This window comes from Streptomyces sp. NPDC003284, from assembly GCF_053589675.1.
The window spans coordinates 358,482-376,525 of sequence record NZ_JBSFSI010000006.1 but is presented as its reverse complement, the minus strand read 5'-3'; the positions used below and the strand labels follow the sequence as shown (position 1 = coordinate 376,525).

The following is an 18,044-nucleotide window of genomic DNA, read 5'->3' as shown; positions in this document are numbered from 1 at the left end:
CGGGCGGGTGCGCACCGCGGGTCAGGAGCGGGCCGCCGAGGTCGTGCCGCGCGGGGCGTGCTCGGGCTGCGGCGGCCTGCGGCTGCCGGACGGGGTGACGGGGGAGTGCTCCGCGCGGGCGCTGTGCGGGCCCGGGACGAGGTGGACGGGCGTCCGGGAGGCGCGGCCGGCGCCGAGGGCTCCGTGGGCCGCCGGGGCCTCCTCCGCTGCCGGGACGCGCGGCTTGTGCACCACAGGCGTGCCCACCGGGAGGACCGGTCCGGGAACCGGGGCGCGCAGGCCGGAGCGGGTGCGCCAGCGGTCGCGCAGATCGAGGATGCGGGTCTCGGCACGGGCGATCACCGGCTCGCACCAGGGCAGCGCGAGCAGGATCAGCAGACCGGCGGCCCAGCCGAGCACCACGTCGCTGAGCCAGTGCGTGCCCAGGTAGACGGTGGTGAGGCCGACGCCGAGCGAGGTCACGGCGGAGAGCGCCGACAGCCAGCGGCGCGCGGTCGGGGTGGAGGCCAGATAGGCGAGGATTCCCCAGGTCAGCACGGCGTTCGCGGTGTGTCCGCTGGGAAATATATCGCCGCCGAGACCCATCTCGTTGGAGCCGATGACGGTCGCGTAGTGCGGGCCGAGGCGTCCCATGCCGTATTTCGCGGCGCCGACCGTGACGTTCAGCAGCAGCAGCGAGGTGGCGAGGGTGAGCAGCGGACGCAGGGTGTGCTGCCGCCAGGAGCGCCAGCCCAGCCAGGAGGCGACCATCACGGCGGTGGGGCCGCGCTGGCCGAGGACGACGTAGTAGTCGAGGAACGCGTGGATCTGCGGCCACTGCTGGTACGGCCGGAAGAACATGACCTGCCAGTCCAGGCGCACCAGCCAGGAGGTGGTCACCACGGCCCAGACGATCGCCAGGTAGAAGCCCAGGGTCGCCGAGAAGAGCACGACCCGGTGCCGGCTCATCGTCGGCACGTCGAGGTGCGCCGGCCGCTGTGGCTCACGGTCCAGCCTGGCGAACACCCGGTCCAGGCGGGTGAGGGTTCCTTCGGTAGGCACCTAATCGACGTTACAGCGAGTGAGTGGGGTTCCCGGACGAATCACGTGGTTTGTGATGACGATGTGATGTGGGATTGCTCTCAACGGGGCTTGTTTTTCCCGGATTTCATAAGAGTGCGCGGCGCCCGGCATGCATTTCCTTTGATCATTTTGGTGTCCGTTGCCGGGTGTTTATGAATGCGTTGAGCGAACGCCCGGCTGGAATTCACCGTGCGTGCACGCGGGGCGCCGGGCGGATCACGGCTCATGGCACCGGACGGAAAATGATCATGGGGGACCGGCGGGCGCCGGGCCGGGTCACGGCGGCCCCGAGCCGTTCAGCCAGAACGCGCCGTAGACGGCCGAGGCCAGCGCGATGCCGCCGGTCAGCAGCGCCGCCCGCGAGGCGCGCAGCCGGGCGAGGGCCAGGGCGAGCGGCAGCAGCAGCGGGAAGGCGGGCAGCAGCAGCCGCGGCTTGGAGCCGAAGTAGCTCGACGCGCACAGGGCGAGCGCGGTGACGATCCCGGAGTACACCAGCAGCGCGGGCGGCTGCCCCTGCCGCACCCCGGTGACGTACAGCCACACCACCAGCGCCACTCCGACGATCAGACCGGCCCCGGCGAGCGCCGAGGGGAACGCGGTGAACTTCTCGCCGACGAAGCGCGCGAAGGCGTACCCGCCGTCGAAGCCGTTGCGCCAGCCCGCCTGGACGTCGAGATAGCCGAGCGGGCCGCCGCCGGTGCGGTGGCCGACCCACAGCACGTAGCCGGCGGCCCCCAGCGGGGCGAGCAGCATGCCGAGGACGCGCCGGCCGGGACCCGGCGCGGGCGCGGGCGTGAGCGGTGCCGCCGCGCGCCGCTCGCGCAGCAGCGAGAGGACGGCCGCCGTCCACACGGCGGCGGCCACCGCGAGCCCGACCGGCCGGGTCAGCCCGGCCAGCAGCGCCAGGGCGCCCGCGCCCACCCAGCGGCCGGTCAGCACGCAGTACAGCGCCCAGGCGGCGAGCGCCGTGAACAGCGACTCGCTGTACGCCATCGACTGCACGATCCCGACCGGCAGCACCGCCCACAGCAGCACCGCGCAGATCCCCGCCCGGCGGTCGTACACATGGTCGGCCACCGCGAAGATCCCCCAGGCCGCCGCGAGCGAGGCGAGCAGGCTGACCGCGAACCCCGCGTCGGCGTACGACAGCGGGCCCACCGCGGCGCCCAGCCGCTCCAGCCAGGGCAGCAGCGGGAAGAACGCCAGGTCCGCGTGGACGTCACCGCTCGGCAGGCGCACCTCGTAGCCGTAACCGCCGCCGGCCACCCGCGCGTACCAGAGGGAGTCCCAGCGGGCGGTCAGCAGTGTGTACGCGCTCTTGCCGCGCGCCGCGCTCCAGAGGGCCAGCACCAGCAGGCCCAGGGCGCGCACGGCCGCGTAGCCGCAGAGCGCGGGGGCGGCGCGGCGCAGGGCCCCGGTGCGGGCCGTCGCCCGGAGTGTCGCAAGATCGGTCACGGGCTCGATTATCGACCGTGGCCGAAAGCCGTCCGGCGGCCGGGGCGGTCCACCCGTACGAGGGAGTGGCGTACACCACACGCGTTCCGTCGGGAGTGTGAGAGATCGGCCACGCACCCGGGCGGGTGACTCGCGTAGGCTGCCGTGTCACTCGCCCTTCGTCGCGCGGACCGGGAACCACCGCTCCTTCCCGGCCCAGGCCCTGGCGCGGAACGTCCCCACTCCGCGGGCCCGCCGAGGCGAGGGTTCATCTGGGAGGTACGTACATGTCCGGCACGTCCGCCGCGACCGCGGCGGTTCGCGGACCGCACCGCCGGGCGGCCGGGGAGGGCGCGGGCCGCTGGCTCGTCCTGGTCGTGCTCTGCGTCAGCCTGCTGCTGGTGGCGGTGGACGCCACCGTGCTGCACGTGGCGGTGCCCGCCGTCACCGAGGACCTCAGGCCCGGCGCCGCCGAACTGCTCTGGATCGTCGACGTCTACCCACTGGTCTGCGCCTCGCTGCTGATCCTCTTCGGCACGCTGGGCGACCGGGTGGGCCGCAGACGGATCCTGCTCCTCGGCTACGCCCTCTTCGGCGTCGCCTCCGCCCTCGCGGCCTTCGCCCACCATCCCCAGACGCTGATCCTGGCCCGAGCGCTGCTCGGCGTCGGCGGTGCCATGATCATGCCCGCCACGCTGTCCATCCTGCGGCAGGTCTTCCCCGACCGGCGCGAGCGGGCGCTCGCGATCGGCGTCTGGAGCGCGGTCGCCGCGGTGGGCGCCGCGGTCGGACCGCTGCTCGGCGGCTTCCTCCTCGAACACTTCTGGTGGGGCTCGGTCTTCCTGGTCAACATCCCGCTGATGCTGGTCAGCCTGCCGGTGGGGCGGCTGCTGCTGCCCGAGTCGACCGGCGGCCGCGAAGGCCCGTGGGACGTGACCGGGGCGCTGCTGGCCGCGGCCGGTCTGTTCGGCAGCGTGTTCGGGGTGAAGCGGCTCGGCGGCGGTGAGCCGGTGCTCAGCGCGCTCACCCTGGGCCCGCTGTTGCTGGGCGCGGCGCTGCTGGTGCTCTTCGTACGGCGGCAGCGGCACCGGACGCACCCCCTGGTGGACCTCGGGATGTTCGCGCGGCCCGCCTTCGGCACCGCCGTGGGCTGCATCGTGCTGGCGATGCTGGCCCTGGTCGGCCTGGAGCTGGTCGCCGCCCAGTACCTGCAACTGGTGCTCGGCCTGTCCCCGCTGAGCACCGGACTGCGGCTGCTGCCGCTGACCTTCGCCGCGATGGCGGCCGGACTGGTCGGGGCGCGCGTCCTGCGCCGGTTCGGGCCGCGGCGCATGGTGTGCGCGGGCTTCTGCGCGACGGCCCTCGCCGTGCTCGCGCTGACCGCGATGGGCACCGCGGACGCCGCCGGGCTGCTGCTGGCCGGGTTCGTGCTGCTCGGCTTCGGCCTGGAGACGACGCTCTTCAGCGCGTACGAGTCGATGCTGAGCGAGGCGCCCGCCCACCGGGCGGGCGGGGCCGCGGCGATCGGCGAGACCTCCTACCAACTGGGCGCGGGCATCGGCATCGCCCTGCTCGGCACCGTGATGAACGCGGCCTACGCGCCCGGAGTCTCCCGGGTGCCCGGCGTCCCGGCGGCCGCCTCGGCGCAGGCGTCGCACTCCCTGGGGGAGGCCTACGAGGTCGCGGGGCGGCTCGGCGGGCCGTCCGGGGACGCGCTGCGGCGGGCCGCCCGGGACTCCTTCGTGCACGGACTGCATGTGACGCTGCTGGTGAGCGCGGGACTGCTGCTGCTGGGCGCGCTGGCCGCGCTGCGGCTGCCGCGGGCGATGCAGTGCGAGGAACCGGCGGAGCAATCAGGGGAGCGACCGGGGGAGCGGTCGGCGGCGGATCTGCCCGCGCAGCGGGAGACCGAGCCGGTCCGGGTGGCGCTGGACGCGGGCCACCGGGCGTCGTAACGTCGGGCCGGAGCCGTTCGACTAGCAGTGCTAGTCGACTGAGTCGGAGATGCGAGGTGCTCATGCCGGCGTCGTCGAGACCGTCGCTGCCCCCGTTCGACCCCGTCGACCCGCTGGGGATCGACGATCTGCTGGACCCGGAGGACCTCGCCGTCCGCGCCACCGTGCGGGACTGGGCCGCGGACCGGGTGCTGCCGCACATCGCCGGGTGGTACGAGAGCGGCGAACTGCCCGGTGTCCGGGAACTCGCCCGCGAACTGGGCTCCCTCGGCGCGCTCGGCATGTCGCTGAGCGGCTACGGGTGCGCGGGCGCCACCGCCGTCCAGTACGGCCTGGCCTGCCTGGAACTGGAGGCGGCCGACTCCGGGATCCGCTCTCTGGTCAGCGTGCAGGGCTCGCTCGCCATGTACGCGATCCACCGCTTCGGCAGCGAGGAGCAGAAGCAGGAGTGGCTGCCGCGCATGGCCTCCGGCGAGGCCATCGGCTGCTTCGGGCTCACCGAGCCCGACCACGGCTCCGACCCCGCCTCGATGCGCACCCGCGCCCGGCGCGACGCGGGCGGCGACTGGGTGCTCGACGGGCGCAAGATGTGGATCACCAACGGCTCCGTCGCCGCCGTCGCCGTGGTGTGGGCGCAGACCGAGGACGGCATCCGCGGCTTCGTGGTCCCCACCGGCACGCCGGGCTTCTCGGCCCCCGAGATCAAGCACAAGTGGTCCCTGCGGGCCAGCGTCACCAGCGAACTCGTCCTCGACGGGGTGCGCCTTCCGGCCGACGCGGTGCTTCCGGAGGTCAGCGGGCTGCGCGGCCCGCTCAGCTGTCTGTCGCACGCCCGTTACGGAATCGTCTGGGGCGCCATGGGCGCGGCCCGCTCCAGCTTCCAGGCCGCGGTGGACTACGCGCGCTCGCGCGAGCAGTTCGGCAGGCCCATCGGGGGCTTCCAGCTCACCCAGGCCAAACTCGCCGACATGGCGGTCGAACTGCACAAGGGGATCCTGCTCGCCCACCACCTCGGGCGGCGCATGGACGCCGGCCGCCTGCGTCCCGAGCAGGTCAGCTTCGGCAAGCTCAACAACGTACGGGAGGCGATCGAGATCTGCCGCACGGCGCGCACGATCCTCGGCGCCAACGGGATCTCCCTCGAATACCCGGTGATGCGGCACGCGACCAATCTGGAGTCGGTGCTCACCTACGAGGGCACCGTCGAGATGCACCAGCTCGTGCTGGGCAAGGCGCTCACCGGTCTCGACGCCTTCCGGTGAGCCCCGGGTGGGGCAGGGCCGGTGTGCGGCCCTGCCTCAGCTCTGGTTGAAGAAGCCGTCCGAGCGGTGCGCCCCCGGGTCACCGCTGATGATCTCCGTGTCCGCGGGGGAGAGCAGGAACACCCGCGTGGACACCCGGTCGATGGAGCCGCGCAGCCCGAAGACAAGACCGGCCGCGAAGTCCACCACGCGCTTGGCGTCCGACGCCTCCATCGCCGTGAGGTTGACGATGACGGGCACGCCCTCGCGGAACAGCTCGCCGATGGCGCGGGCGTCCCGGAAGCTGTCCGGTGTCACCGTGCCGATGCGGCGGCCCTTCTCCTCGGCCGTGTCCGTGGCGACCTTCACGCGGGGGTCGGTGACCCAGGCGTCGCCGGACCCGGTCCCCTCGGAGTAGTCGTCGTCGTAGTAGCGCTCGTCTTCGTTGTCGTCGACGAGGCCGAGCCACGCACTCGCCTTGCGTACCGATCCCATGGACGCCTCCTCTCACTAGCGGTCTTTCTGTTCTCGCATCCCTATGGTCATCCATGATGCTGACAGCGCGCCAAGTGGATAGACGCCGCGCGGGGGGTTTGTGACGGTACTGGTGCACAGCCGATCCGTCGAGGGCCTTGTGCCCCAAGGGTCATGCTCTACACCGATGCTGACCGGGAGTGAAATATGATCGTCCACGGCACTCGGGTGACCCGTGGTACGTCCGGGTGAACAGGCCGGTCGGTACGATGCGGCAGCTCAACGTCGCAGACACCACGGGGGATCGTCGTGTTCGGAATCGTCAGACCCTGCGCCCACCGGCTCGGTGAGAACCTCAAGGCCCAGTGGATGGCGCACTTGTGCGGACTGTGCCTGGCCCTGCGGGGCGATCACGGACAGTTCGCGCGGGTCGTGACCAACTACGACGGTCTGCTCATATCGGTTCTGACGGAGGCTCAGGCCGAACGCGGCACCAGCGGCAGGGCCGGGGCGGGGCGGCGGACGGCGGGGCCCTGTCCGCTGCGCGGCATGCGCACCGCCTCGGTCGCCCGGGGCGAGGGCGCCCGGCTCGCGGCGGCCGTCTCCCTGGTGCTGGCCTCGGCCAAGGTGCGCGACCACGTCGCCGACGGCGACGGACTGCTCGCCCGCAGGCCGGTGGCGCTCGCCGCCCGCCGGGTCGCCGACCGCTGGAACCGCGCGGGCGCCCGGAGCGGCGCCGACGTCGGCTTCGACACCGCCGTCCTGGTGGACGCGGTGGAGCGGCAGGCCGGCCTGGAGTCCCTGGCCGGACCCGGCACCCCGGTCCTGGCCGTCACCGAGCCCACCGAGACCGCGACCGCCGCGGCCTTCGCGCACACCGCCGTCCTCACCGGCCGCCCCGGCAACGCCGCCCCGCTCGCCGAGGCCGGACGGCTCTTCGGACGGCTCGCCCATCTCCTGGACGCCGTGGAGGACCAGGCGGCCGACGCCGCCTCGGGTGCCTGGAACCCGCTGACCGCGACCGGCACTTCACGCACCGAGGCCCGCCGGCTCGCCGACGACGCGGTGCACGGCATCCGGCTCGCCCTGCGCGACGCCGAGTTCACCGACGGACGGCTCGCCCACCTGCTGCTGGTGCACGAACTCCCGCGCTCCGTGGACCGCGCCTTCGGCACCACCTCCTGCGGCCACGCGCCGGGCACCGAGGAGGCCGCGCACGGTGCCTTCGGCCCGCCGCAGGGCCCCTACGCCCCGCAGCGCCCGCCCGTCCACGACCCGCACCACCCCGGCGGCGTCGACCCCTTCGGCGGCGAGCCGCCGCGGCCCGGCAAGCGGGGCCTGTTCACCGGCTGCGCGGTCGCCCTCGGCCTCTGCTGCACCTGCAAGGTGTGCTGCGCCTCCGAGTTCGAGGGTCCGTGGTCGCGGCAGCGGCGCGAGGGCTGGTGCAGCAACTGCGACTGCGACTGCCCCGATTGCAGCGGCTGCGGGGACTGCTGCGACTGCTGCGGGAACTGCTGTAGCTGCGACGGGTGCGACTGCGGCTGCGACTGCTGAGCCCGCGGGGCGGCCGCCGCGTCAGGACTTCAGTTCCGGCGGGGAGATCCGCGACTCCGTGAGCGCCGAGTCCTTCGTGCCCCACTTGTCGAGGATCTTCGCGTACGTCCCGTCGGCGATCAGCCTGTTCACCGCCGCCCGGAAGGCCGGCGCCAGCTTCGTGCCCTTCTTGAAGGCGAAGCCGACGTCGAGCCGGTGGAACTCGTTGAGGAACTTCAGCCCCTGCTGCTGGGCGACCGCGTAGCGCAGTCCGTTGATCGTGGACATCACCACATCGCTGCGGCCCTGCTGGAGCGAGGACCACAGCGCGCCCGACTCGCTGTACGTCTGCACCTTGTACGCCTTCTCGCCCGCGTCGGCGCACTGCTGCTTGTTCTTCTCCAGGGTGGCCTCGAAGGTGGTCCCGGCGCCCGTGGCGACGTTCAGGCCGCACAGCTGCGCGAGGCTGGTGACCTTGCCCAGCTTGCTGTCCGCGCGGGCGGCGAAGCCCTGGCCGTCGTTGATGTAGGTGACGAAGTCGATGGTGCGGCGCCGCTCGTCGGTCACGCCGAAGTTGCCCGCGCCGAGGTCGTACTTGCCGCTGTCCAGGGCGGGCAGGATCGCCTCGAAGCCGGCCTCCTGCGTCTTCAGCCGGATGCCGAGCACCTTGGCGACGGCCTGCGCGAAGTCGACGTCCTGACCGGCGAGGGTCTTGCCGTCGCCGAGGTAGCTGGTGCCGGGCGGGGTGCCGCCCACCGCGTAGGCGATCGTCAGGTCCTCGACCCCGGGCGGCAGCAGCCGGGCGGCGGCGGGATCCTCGCGCACCCCGGAGACGACGTCCGCGGTCGGGATCTCGGCGGCCTTGGCCGCGCCCGCGCCGGAGCCCGTGGACGCCGCGCCGTCCGCGCCGGAGCCGCACGCGGTGAGCAGCAGCGCCGCCGAACTGATCAGGGCGAAGGGGAGCAGATGCCGTTTACGGGCGCGCGGGGGCGTACGCATGGTGCGGTCTCCTGGAAACAAAATGGGAAGGAGGAGGTCCGGAGGAGGAAGAAGTCCGGATCGGACGGCGCGAGGGGAGGGGTGCGCGTGTGAAGGCGTCGGAAGGAGCCGCGAAGGCGCGCGGCGCGACAGGAACGGGAAGAGCGGCGGGAACGGGAACGCGCTAGGACGTGCCGGACGCACGGGAGGTGCGGCGGGGACGGCCGAAGGCGGCAGGGCGTGCGGGAAGTCGGCTCAACAAGAACAGGACCACACTCGACCGAAGTCGATGTGGGAGCGCGTGACCAGCCACTGCTGCGGATGCATGGGGCAAGTGGAACAGGCATCCGGTTCCCCGTCAACCGCCCCGAGACGTCCGGCTCATATGCTGGACCCCCTTGACAACCCGGGGAAACAGAACCGTAGTCTCCAGGGGACGGCCCTGCTGAGGGGCTCGGCCGTCCAGCGCCCCGCGGCGCGACCCGTGTGAAGGCACCACCGTGTTCGACCTACGTCACGGAGCCTTCGCATGTCCTCCGGCACCCTCGCCAAAGCACCCGCCGCCCCCGGCACCCCCGGACCCGCCGATGCCCCGCGCATCGTGCCGCGCCGTCGGCCCGGCCAGTGGGCGGCCGCCGTCGTCGTCCTCGTCCTGCTGGGCCTCGCCCTGGTCTCCGTCGTACGCAACAAGGCGTTCCAATGGGACGTCGTCGCCGACTACTTCACCTCCGACTCCGTCCTGCGCGGGCTCTGGCTCACCCTGTGGCTGACCGCCGTCGTCATGGTGCTCGGCTTCGCCCTCGGCACCCTGCTCGCCGTCTTCCGGCTCTCCGCCAACCCGGTGCTGCGCGCCGTCAGCCGCGGCTACGTCTGGCTGTTCCGGTCCATCCCGATCCTGGTCCAGCTGCTGCTGTGGTTCAACATCGGGGCGCTGTACCCGAGTCTCTTCGGGGTGCGGACCGTCGATCTGCTCGGCCCGGTCACCGTCGCGATCGTCGGCCTCACCCTGCACGAGGCCGCCTACGCCGCCGAAGTGGTGCGCGGCGGCATCGTCTCCGTCGACCGCGGCCAGATCGAGGCCGCCCAGGCGCTCGGCCTGAGCCAGTGGCGGCGCTGGCGGCGGATCGTCCTGCCGCAGGCGATGCGCGCCATCGTGCCGCCCGCCGGGAACATGCTGATCGGCACCCTCAAGGGCACCTCCATCGTCAGCGTCATCGCCGTCCAGGACCTGCTGTACTCGGCCCAGCTCGTCTACCACCAGACCTACCAGGTCATCCCGCTGCTGATGGTCGCCACCCTCTGGTACACCGCCGTCACCACGGTCCTGAGCATCGGCCAGCACTACGTGGAACAGCACTACGCGCGCGGCACGGAGCGCACCCGATGAGATCTTCGCTGGTCGTCGTAGGGGCCGGGCCGCGGGGGACCGGTCTGCTCGAACGCATCGCCGCCAACGCGCCCGAGCCGTACACGGGAGCGGGCCTCGACATCCACCTCGTCGACCCGCACCCGCCCGGCGCCGGACGCATCTGGCGCGCCGCGCAGTCCCCGCTGCTCTGGATGAACTCGCACGCCGAGGACGTCACCATGTTCACCGACGAAACGGTCGACATGGCGGGACCGGTGCGCGAGGGCCCGACCCTGCACGAGTGGGCCGCCCTGCCCGGCCGCACCTTCGCCGACCGCCGCACACAGGGCTCCTATCTGCGCTGGGTGCACGACGAGGCGCTGGCCGCGCTGCCCGCGGACATCACCGTCCACCACCACCGGCGGCGCGCGCTGCGGGTCAGCGGGCCGCGCGAGGGCCGCCAGCGGGTGTGGCTGGAGGGCCGCGACCACCCGCTCCTGGCCGACCTGGTGGTGCTCGCCCTCGGCCACCTGGACGCCGAACCCGACGACGAGCAGGCCCGCCTGGCCGCCTACGCCCGCGCACACGGCCTGGTCCATCTGCCGCCGGACTTCACCGCCGACAGCGACCTGTCCGCCCTGCCGCCCGGCGAACCCGTCCTCGTCCGCGGCTTCGGCCTGGCCTTCGTCGATCTGATGGTGCTGCTCACCGAGGGCCGCGGCGGCCGCTACGAACAGGGTGCCTATGTGCCCTCCGGGCGGGAGCCGGTGCTGTACGCCGGTTCGCGGCGCGGAGTGCCGTACCACTCGAAGATCGGCTACGACCTCACCGGCGCCCGCCCGCCGCTGCCCCGCTTCCTCGGCCCGGCCCAGACCGACGCGCTGCTCGCCCTCCCGGAGGAGGACGGCACCCGGCGCGCGGCCGTGGGCGCGCTGATCGAGAAGGAACTGGGATTCGCCCACTATCACCGGCTGTTCGCCGCCCACCCCGAACGGACCGCCCTGGCCTGGGCGGACTTCGAGACGGCGTACGCCGCCGCCGGGCCGGACGAGTGCCGGGACCTGGTCGCCGCCGCCGTCCCCGACCCCGCCGACCGGCTCGACCTCGCCGCCCTGGACCACCCGCTGCACGGTGTACGGCACGCCGGTGCCGAGGACTTCCAGGAGGCGCTGCGCGGACACATCGAGGCCGACCTGCGCCGCCGCCACGATCCCGCCCACAGCGCCGACCTCGGCCTCTTCCTCGGACTGCTGTCCGTGTACGGGCAGTTGGCCCGGCTCGGCGACACCGGGCCCTGGTGGCACGGCTTCTTCAGCTTCCTCGCCTCCGGGCCGCCCGGCCCCCGGCTGCGGCAGATGCTCGCCCTGTCCCGCGCGGGCGTCCTGCGGTTCGTCGGCGCGAACATGACCGTCACCGCCGAGGACGGGGTGTTCCGGGCGGCGAGCGAGACCGTGCCCGGCGTCGTGACCGAGGCACGGGCGCTGGTCGAGGCGCGGCTGCCCGAACCCACCGTCCGGCGCACCCGCGACCCGCTGCTGCGCGAACTGCACGCCGAGGGCGCCGGCGAGACCCCGGACGGGCTGCTGCGGGTCGACCGCGCCGACGGCCGGATCCTGGACCGGGCCGGGCGCCCTTACCCCCGGCGCTTCGCGCTCGGCCCGTTCACCGACGGCCGTACCCCCGGTGCCTTCACCCGGCCGCGCACCGGCGGCCCGGCGTTCCGGCAGAACGACGCCACCGCCCGCGCGGTGCTGGCGTTCCTGCGCGCGCCCGCCCCGCACGCCGTCGGCTGAACCGCCCTCCCGCGTCCCCGCCGCACGCCCCTCTCGTCCCGTCCCGTCCCACCGCACCGAAGGAACCCCCGATGAGCGTCATGGTCGACATCAGGTCCGTCCACAAGAGCTTCGGCTCGCTGGAGGTGCTCAAGGGCATCGACCTGGAGGTGGACACCGGCCAGGTCACCGTGATCCTCGGCCCCTCCGGCTCGGGCAAGTCGACGCTGCTGCGCACCATCAACCACCTGGAGAAGGTGGACCGGGGCGCGATCAGCGTCGACGGCACCCTCGTCGGCTACCGGCGCTCCGGCGACACGCTGCACGAACTGCCCGAGCGCGAGGTGCTCCGGCAGCGCACCCGGATCGGTTTCGTCTTCCAGAACTTCCATCTCTTCCCGCATCTGACGGTGCTGGAGAACATCGTCGAGGCGCCGGTCGCCGCGCTGAAGCGGCCCCGCGCGGACGCCGTGGCCGCCGCGCTGCGGCTGCTGGAGCGGGTGGGCCTGGCCGACAAGGCGGACGCGTACCCCGGCCGGCTCTCCGGCGGCCAGCAGCAGCGCGTGGCCATCGCCCGCGCGCTGGCCCTGGAACCCCGGCTGCTGCTCTTCGACGAGCCCACCTCCGCGCTCGACCCGGAACTGGTCGGCGAGGTCCTCGACGTCATCAAGGACCTGGCCCGGCAGGGCACCACCATGATCGTCGTCACCCATGAGATCGGCTTCGCGCGCGAGGTCGCCGACACGGTGGTGTTCATGGACGACGGGCGGATCGTCGAGCAGGGGCCGCCCGCCGAGGTCCTCGACCGGCCGCGGCACGAACGGACACGGGCGTTCCTGTCCAAGGTGCTGTGACCCGGCGCCGGACCCCGGCCGCGACCGCCGCGGCGCACGGCCGGGGGAGCTGGGCCATCCGGTCGTCGTCCGGGCGGGGGATTCGGGCGCGGGACGCGGGCTCCGGGGGCGCGGGCGGGCGCCCGGGGTGCGCCCGCGCTCGTGTCCGTACCCGTGTCCGCCCCCGTGCCGAGTCCGGCACCGGAGGCGGCACGGGCATCGGCCCCGGCGGCGCCGGGAACCCAAAAGCCCCGCGCCAACTCCTCGTGTCCGTAGGGCAGAACACCTCGCGCGCTCCCGTCCCGCCCCGGCCCGGGAGCGCGTACCGCACACGGGAGCGGGCCGCCGCACGGCGCCCGCACCTCGGTTTGGCCGCACGGCCGCACATGGAAGGGTTGATCACATGACGGACGCATCCGACCGCTGGAAGCAGTGGCACGAGGACCGCACCGAATCGGTGTCGGCACCCTACGGGCCGCTCGCGCTGACCGGCACGCACTGGCTGGAGGACCACCCGGGCGGTCTGCTCCCGGGCGTCCCCGGGCGCTGGGCGGCCGACGGCGACGCGGTCGTGCTCGACGCCGTCGAGGCGGACGGACTGACCGTCGACGGGCGGCCCCTGGCCGGGCGGGTGCGGCTCGGCGCCGACACCGCGGCGCCGGCGGACGCGCGGGTGGCGCGGGGGGAGCGCCGGCTGGTCGTGCTCGTCCGCGAAGGCGCCTGGGGGGTACGGGACTACGACCCGGACTCCGCGGCCCGGCGGGCGTTCCGGGGCATCGCGGCCACCGCCCACGACCCGCGCTGGTCGGTGCCGGGGCGTTTCACCCCGTACGAGGAGAGCCGTACCGTCCGCGTGCCGAACGCGGACGGGCGCGAGCGCGGCCTCGCCCTCGCCGGGGAGCTGGCGTTCACCCTGGAGGGGCGGGAGCTGACGCTCCAGGCCGCCCGGCGGCCGGACGGCGGACTGTGGGCGGTGTTCGCCGACGCCACCAGCGGGGACAGCAGCTTCCGCTTCCGTTTCCTGTACCCGCAGGCCCCGGACGCGGAGGGACGCACCACGGTCGACCTCAACCGCGCCGAGCTGCCGCCGTGCGCGTTCGCCGACCACTTCATCTGCCCGTTCCCGCCGCCGGGCAACACGCTGGACCTCGCGATACCCGCGGGGGAGCGCACCCTGCTCTGAGGCCCCGGCGCCCTGGCGGCTGACCTGCCGTCAATCCACCCGGACCGCACACGGTCCACTCGAATCGCACACAGTCGCACGGCCGAAAGGCACTCTTGTGCCGACCGGCCGTTCGGCCGAATACTCCCCCACAGCGCTTGTCAGGGGCACAACGTATCTGGAACCCCGGACCACCGCCCCCGGCTCTGCGCCTCACGGGCCCCGACCCCACGCGGGCCCCCGACTTCCTTTGTGGAGGAACGAAAAGTGAGGATCAAGCGCACTTCCCCCCGCACCGTCGTCACGAGACAGACCCGGCTGGTGGCCGTAGCCGCCGGACTCGTGGCCGCCGCCGCGTTCGCGGTCCCCAGCGCGAACGCGTCCGACACCAACACCTTCAGCGCCGCACAGCTCACCGGTGTGAGCGACTCGGTGCTCAAGGCCGACGTCCCGGGCACCGCCTGGGCCGTCGACAGCACGACCAACCGGGTCGTCGTCACCGCCGACAGCACGGTCTCCCAGGCCGACATCAACAGGATCAAACAGCGGGCCGGGGCCGACTCGGGGGCCCTGACCATCAAGCACACCCCGGGCAGGTTCAGGAAGCTGATCTCCGGCGGCGACGCCATCTACGCCAGCGGCTGGCGCTGCTCGCTGGGCTTCAACGTCCAGGACGCGAGCGGGAACTACTACTTCCTGACCGCAGGTCACTGCACCGACGGCGCGGGCACCTGGTGGTCGGACTCCTCGCACTCGACCACCCTCGGCACCACCGCCGGGTCCTCCTTCCCCGGCAACGACTACGGCATCGTGCGCTACACCAACAGCTCGGTGACCAAGTCGGGCGCCGTGGGCAGCCAGGACATCACGAGCGCCGCCACGCCCTCCGTGGGGACCACCGTGTACCGCCGCGGCTCCACGACCGGCACGCACAGCGGCCGGGTCACCGCGCTCAACGCGCAGGTCAACTACGGCGGCGGGGACATCGTCTCCGGTCTGATCCAGACCACGGTCTGCGCCGAACCCGGCGACTCCGGCGGCCCGTTGTACGGCGGCAGCACGGCCTACGGTCTGACCTCCGGCGGCAGCGGCGACTGCTCCTCCGGCGGTACGACCTTCTTCCAGCCGGTCACCGAGGCGCTGAGCGCCTACGGGGTCCACGTGTACTGACCCCACTCCCCGCCGTCCCTTCCGGACGGTCCCGGCCGTCCCCCACCGGCCGGAACAGGCGGCCCCCGCACGCGAACCCGCGTGCGGGGGCCGCCGTTCGTCCGGGGCGCGCCGCCCGGCCGGTCCGTGCGCCCGGGGTCCGGTCGCGCGGCCCCGGTCGCACGGGTTCCGGTTCCGGCGCGGCAAGGGCGAGATCCGGACAGGAGTAGACCTCACAGAGCGCCGACAGGTTACTCGCTCGTAGTGTTTGCAGAGTGAACGGGAGCGTCCCGACCTCGGGTGCTCAAGCCGCAAGGGGCGTACGCCGGTTGGCGTACGCGCGTCCAGAACTCGACCTTGTGTGCTCCCTGCGGGCCTCGGAATAGTAGGCGCCGTTCAACCGCCTTCCGGCCCGCTGAGGTCCCCACAACCTCGCGGGCCGATCCCCCCACAGGAGGACGTCAGTTGAAGCATCGACGCATACCCGCGCGCCGGGCGACCATGGCGACCGCGGGCATCGCCGCGCTCGTCGTCGCCGGAGTCACTTTCCAGAGTGCGAACGCCAGTGAGCCGGACGCCGCCCCCACGGCCCGCACGCTGTCGGCCCCCACGGCCGGAAAACTCGCCTCGACCCTGGTCAAGGACCTCGGAACCGACCGCACGGCGGGCGCGTACTACGACGCCCGCTCCGGTCACCTCGTGGTCAACGTGCTCGACAAGGCCGCGGCGCGGACCGTCGAGCGGGCGGGGGCCAGGGCCAGAGTCGTCGCGCACACCCTCGCCGAACTGGACGGCGCCCGTACGACGCTGGCGAAGCGGGCGGCCGTACCGGGCACCTCGTGGTCGACCGACCCCGTCAGCGGCAAGGTCGCGGTCACCGCCGACAGAACGGTCTCCCCGGCCGCCTGGGCGCAGCTCTCCAAGGTCGTCGCGGGGCTGGGCGACAAGGCCGAACTCAAGCGGTCGAAGGGGGAGTTCAAGCCCTACGTCGCGGGCGGTGACGCCATCACCGGGTCGGGCGGGCGCTGTTCGCTCGGGTTCAACGTGGTCAAGGACGGGCAGCCGTACTTCCTCACCGCGGGCCACTGCACCGAGGCCATCTCCACCTGGTCGGACGCCGACGGCACCGTGATCGGCAGCAACGAGCGCTCCAGCTTCCCCGGGAACGACTTCGGCCTGGTGAAGTACACGGCCTCGGTCGACCACCCCAGCGCGGTCGACCTCTACGACGGGTCCACGCAGCCGATCACCAAGGCGGGCGAGGCGACCGTCGGCGAGCAGGTGACCCGCAGCGGTTCGACGACCCACGTCCACACCGGCACGGTCACCGGTCTGGACGCCACGGTGAACTACTCCGAGGGCACCGTCAGCGGCCTCATCCAGACCGATGTGTGCGCCGAGCCCGGTGACAGCGGCGGTTCGCTGTTCGACGGCGACACCGCGCTCGGTCTGACCTCCGGCGGCAGCGGTGACTGCTCCTCCGGCGGCGAGACCTTCTTCCAGCCGGTCACCGAGGCGCTGTCGGCGACCGGCGCCCAGATCGGCTGACCTCACCCCACCCCATCCCCCCCACGGGATCCGGCGGAGCCCCGTCCTCGCGCGCGAGAGGGCGGGGCTCCTACGTGTCCGCGCCCGGGTCCGCGCCGGTGTCCGGGTCCGCGCCGGGGGCAGCGTCGGGGGCACGGTCCGGGGCGGTGGCGTCCGTACGGGGGCCGGTGCCGGGGCCCGGACCGGAGGCGGCGGGGCCCGGATCGGTGAAGGTGTCGTTCACGGGCCGTGCGGGTGCGGAGGAGGCGGCGGGTGAGGCACCGCCCGCCTGTGCGGAGCCGCCGTGCCCGGCCGCCCCGGCGCTGGCCGCTCCGGCGGCGGCGCTCGCGGCCGTCCCGGCCACCGGGTCAGGGGAGTCCTTCCACGCCGCTCCGACGGCGCCGCCGCCGCGCCCGCGCCGCTGCCCCGAGGCCAGCAGGGTGACCACCACCCCCGCCGCCGCCCACGCCCCCAGCACCAGCAGCGCGCCGGTCAGGGCGTTGCTCCGGAAGTACGCGATCGAGCGGGCCGCCCAGGTCCCCGCGCCCGGCGGCAGCGCGGGCCCGATCGTCTTCCAGAACGGGGGCAGCAGCGGCAGCGGGAAGGCGCCGCCCGCGCTCGGGTTGCCCGCGATCACCACCAGCAGGATGGCCAGACCGATGCCGATGACGCCGAAGATCCCCTGGAGGGCGAGGGTGGCGGCGCCCACGGCGAAGGTGATCAGCGCCCCCAGGCCCCACAGGGCCGCGACACCGCCGGGCAGCGCGCCCAGGACCGGCCCCACGATGACCGCGCCGCCGAGCCCGCCGACGGCCGCGACGAAGGCCATGGCGCCCAGCCGGATCGCCGCGCGCCGCAGGTTGGCGGGGCGCGCCCCGGTGCTGATCGCGAGGATCGAGGCGCACAGATAGCCGCCGACGCACCAGCCCACGACCAGGTAGAAGGAGGACAGGCCGTTGAAGTCGCCGGTGGAGGCCGGTGCCACGTCCACCGTCCGCACCGTCCGGTGCTGGGCCTGCTCCACGGGCCCGACGATCCGCTCCAGGCTGGTGGCGAGGATGGTGCCGCCGCCGGTGGCGACCAGCAGGGTGTCGGTGGTGCCGCCCGGGGGGACGACCAGGGCGCCGTCGACGTCCCGGTCCAGGATCTGCCGGCGGGCCGCCGCCTCGTCGGCCACCGCGCGCGGGTCCAGGGGCGAGCCGGGCAGCTGCCGCAGCCTGGCGACCGTCTGCCCGGCCACCGCCGCGGGCGCCGCGACGGCGAAGGGCACGTCCTTGGGCTTCGGGTGGTGCAGCGCGCCCACGTAGGAGGCGATGAACAGCAGCTGGAGCGCCAGCACCCCGACCACGAGCAGCGTGGCCCGCGGGGTGACGGCGTCCTTGACCTCCTGGACGAAGGAGTGGCGGGGCCGGCGGGCGTGCGGGTGGGTCATGGTCTCACGCTGCGGTCCGGCGGGTGTTCGCGCAGGTGGGAGGCGCCCGAACGGGCGTCGCACAGATGTTCGGGAATTGGTTTATGGTGGAGGGCGAGTAGTGAACTGATGTTCGAAAGCCTGGGTGTACGGGCCCACGACCGC

13 protein-coding genes and 1 pseudogene are annotated in these 18,044 nt (G+C 73.5%); 9 read left to right on the top strand and 5 right to left on the bottom strand.

Features of this window, described 5'->3' with window-relative positions:
* Positions 1–21 precede the first annotated feature (21 nt).
* Both ACWDYF_RS16550 and ACWDYF_RS16545 read right to left on the bottom strand, forming a co-directional pair.
* Complete coding sequence (locus tag ACWDYF_RS16550) at positions 22–1,041, bottom strand: phosphatase PAP2 family protein (protein ID WP_389463976.1); 1,020 nt, start codon at positions 1,039–1,041, stop codon at positions 22–24.
* A gap of 297 nt (positions 1,042–1,338) precedes the next feature.
* Complete coding sequence (locus ACWDYF_RS16545; RefSeq protein WP_381741398.1) at positions 1,339–2,517, bottom strand: hypothetical protein; 1,179 nt, start codon at positions 2,515–2,517, stop codon at positions 1,339–1,341.
* A 266-nt stretch (positions 2,518–2,783) separates the two neighbouring features.
* Between ACWDYF_RS16545 and ACWDYF_RS16540 the strand changes: the two genes are divergently transcribed.
* Positions 2,784–4,451 (top strand): MFS transporter, encoded by a 1,668-nt coding sequence (locus ACWDYF_RS16540; RefSeq protein WP_389463978.1) that lies wholly within the window; start codon positions 2,784–2,786, stop codon positions 4,449–4,451.
* Between the two features lie 62 nt (positions 4,452–4,513).
* A complete protein-coding gene (locus ACWDYF_RS16535; protein WP_389463980.1) occupies positions 4,514–5,713 on the top strand; it encodes an acyl-CoA dehydrogenase family protein in 1,200 nt (399 codons plus the stop codon).
* Positions 5,714–5,749: 36 nt separating this feature from the next.
* Here the strand turns inward: ACWDYF_RS16535 and ACWDYF_RS16530 are convergent, their stop codons facing one another.
* Positions 5,750–6,187, bottom strand: coding sequence for a cell division protein SepF (locus ACWDYF_RS16530; protein ID WP_018570445.1), 438 nt, complete (start codon positions 6,185–6,187; stop codon positions 5,750–5,752).
* Between the two features lie 288 nt (positions 6,188–6,475).
* Between ACWDYF_RS16530 and ACWDYF_RS16525 the strand changes: the two genes are divergently transcribed.
* Complete coding sequence (locus ACWDYF_RS16525; RefSeq protein WP_389463982.1) at positions 6,476–7,720, top strand: DUF5685 family protein; 1,245 nt, start codon at positions 6,476–6,478, stop codon at positions 7,718–7,720.
* A gap of 21 nt (positions 7,721–7,741) precedes the next feature.
* Here the strand turns inward: ACWDYF_RS16525 and ACWDYF_RS16520 are convergent, their stop codons facing one another.
* Entirely contained in the window at positions 7,742–8,698 is a 957-nt protein-coding gene (locus ACWDYF_RS16520; protein WP_389463984.1) for an ABC transporter substrate-binding protein, read from the bottom strand.
* Between the two features lie 508 nt (positions 8,699–9,206).
* Here ACWDYF_RS16520 and ACWDYF_RS16515 point away from each other — a divergent pair.
* From ACWDYF_RS16515 to ACWDYF_RS16490, 6 genes are all read left to right on the top strand, one after another.
* Complete coding sequence (locus ACWDYF_RS16515) at positions 9,207–10,064, top strand: amino acid ABC transporter permease (RefSeq protein WP_037896699.1); 858 nt, start codon at positions 9,207–9,209, stop codon at positions 10,062–10,064.
* On the top strand, positions 10,061–11,818 hold the full coding sequence (locus ACWDYF_RS16510; RefSeq protein WP_389463986.1) for an FAD/NAD(P)-binding protein: 1,758 nt from the start codon (positions 10,061–10,063) through the stop codon (positions 11,816–11,818). Before ACWDYF_RS16515 ends, ACWDYF_RS16510 begins: the two co-directional genes overlap by 4 nt.
* Before the next feature lie 71 nt (positions 11,819–11,889).
* Entirely contained in the window at positions 11,890–12,651 is a 762-nt protein-coding gene (locus ACWDYF_RS16505; protein ID WP_018570440.1) for an amino acid ABC transporter ATP-binding protein, read from the top strand.
* A 382-nt stretch (positions 12,652–13,033) separates the two neighbouring features.
* The gene (locus ACWDYF_RS16500; protein ID WP_389463988.1) at positions 13,034–13,813 is read left to right on the top strand and encodes a DUF1684 domain-containing protein; all 780 of its coding nucleotides are present in this window, start codon (positions 13,034–13,036) and stop codon (positions 13,811–13,813) included.
* Between the two features lie 246 nt (positions 13,814–14,059).
* Positions 14,060–14,962, top strand: a complete 903-nt coding sequence (locus ACWDYF_RS16495; RefSeq protein WP_018570438.1) for a S1 family peptidase — start codon at positions 14,060–14,062, stop codon at positions 14,960–14,962.
* A 444-nt stretch (positions 14,963–15,406) separates the two neighbouring features.
* Positions 15,407–16,489: a S1 family peptidase gene (locus tag ACWDYF_RS16490; protein WP_381741410.1), complete on the top strand. Its 1,083-nt coding sequence runs from the start codon at positions 15,407–15,409 to the stop codon at positions 16,487–16,489.
* Positions 16,490–16,877: 388 nt separating this feature from the next.
* Here the strand turns inward: ACWDYF_RS16490 and ACWDYF_RS16485 are convergent.
* Positions 16,878–17,900 (bottom strand): annotated as a pseudogene (locus tag ACWDYF_RS16485) (DUF3533 domain-containing protein); the annotation flags it as partial.
* Between the last annotated feature and the right edge of the window lie 144 nt (positions 17,901–18,044).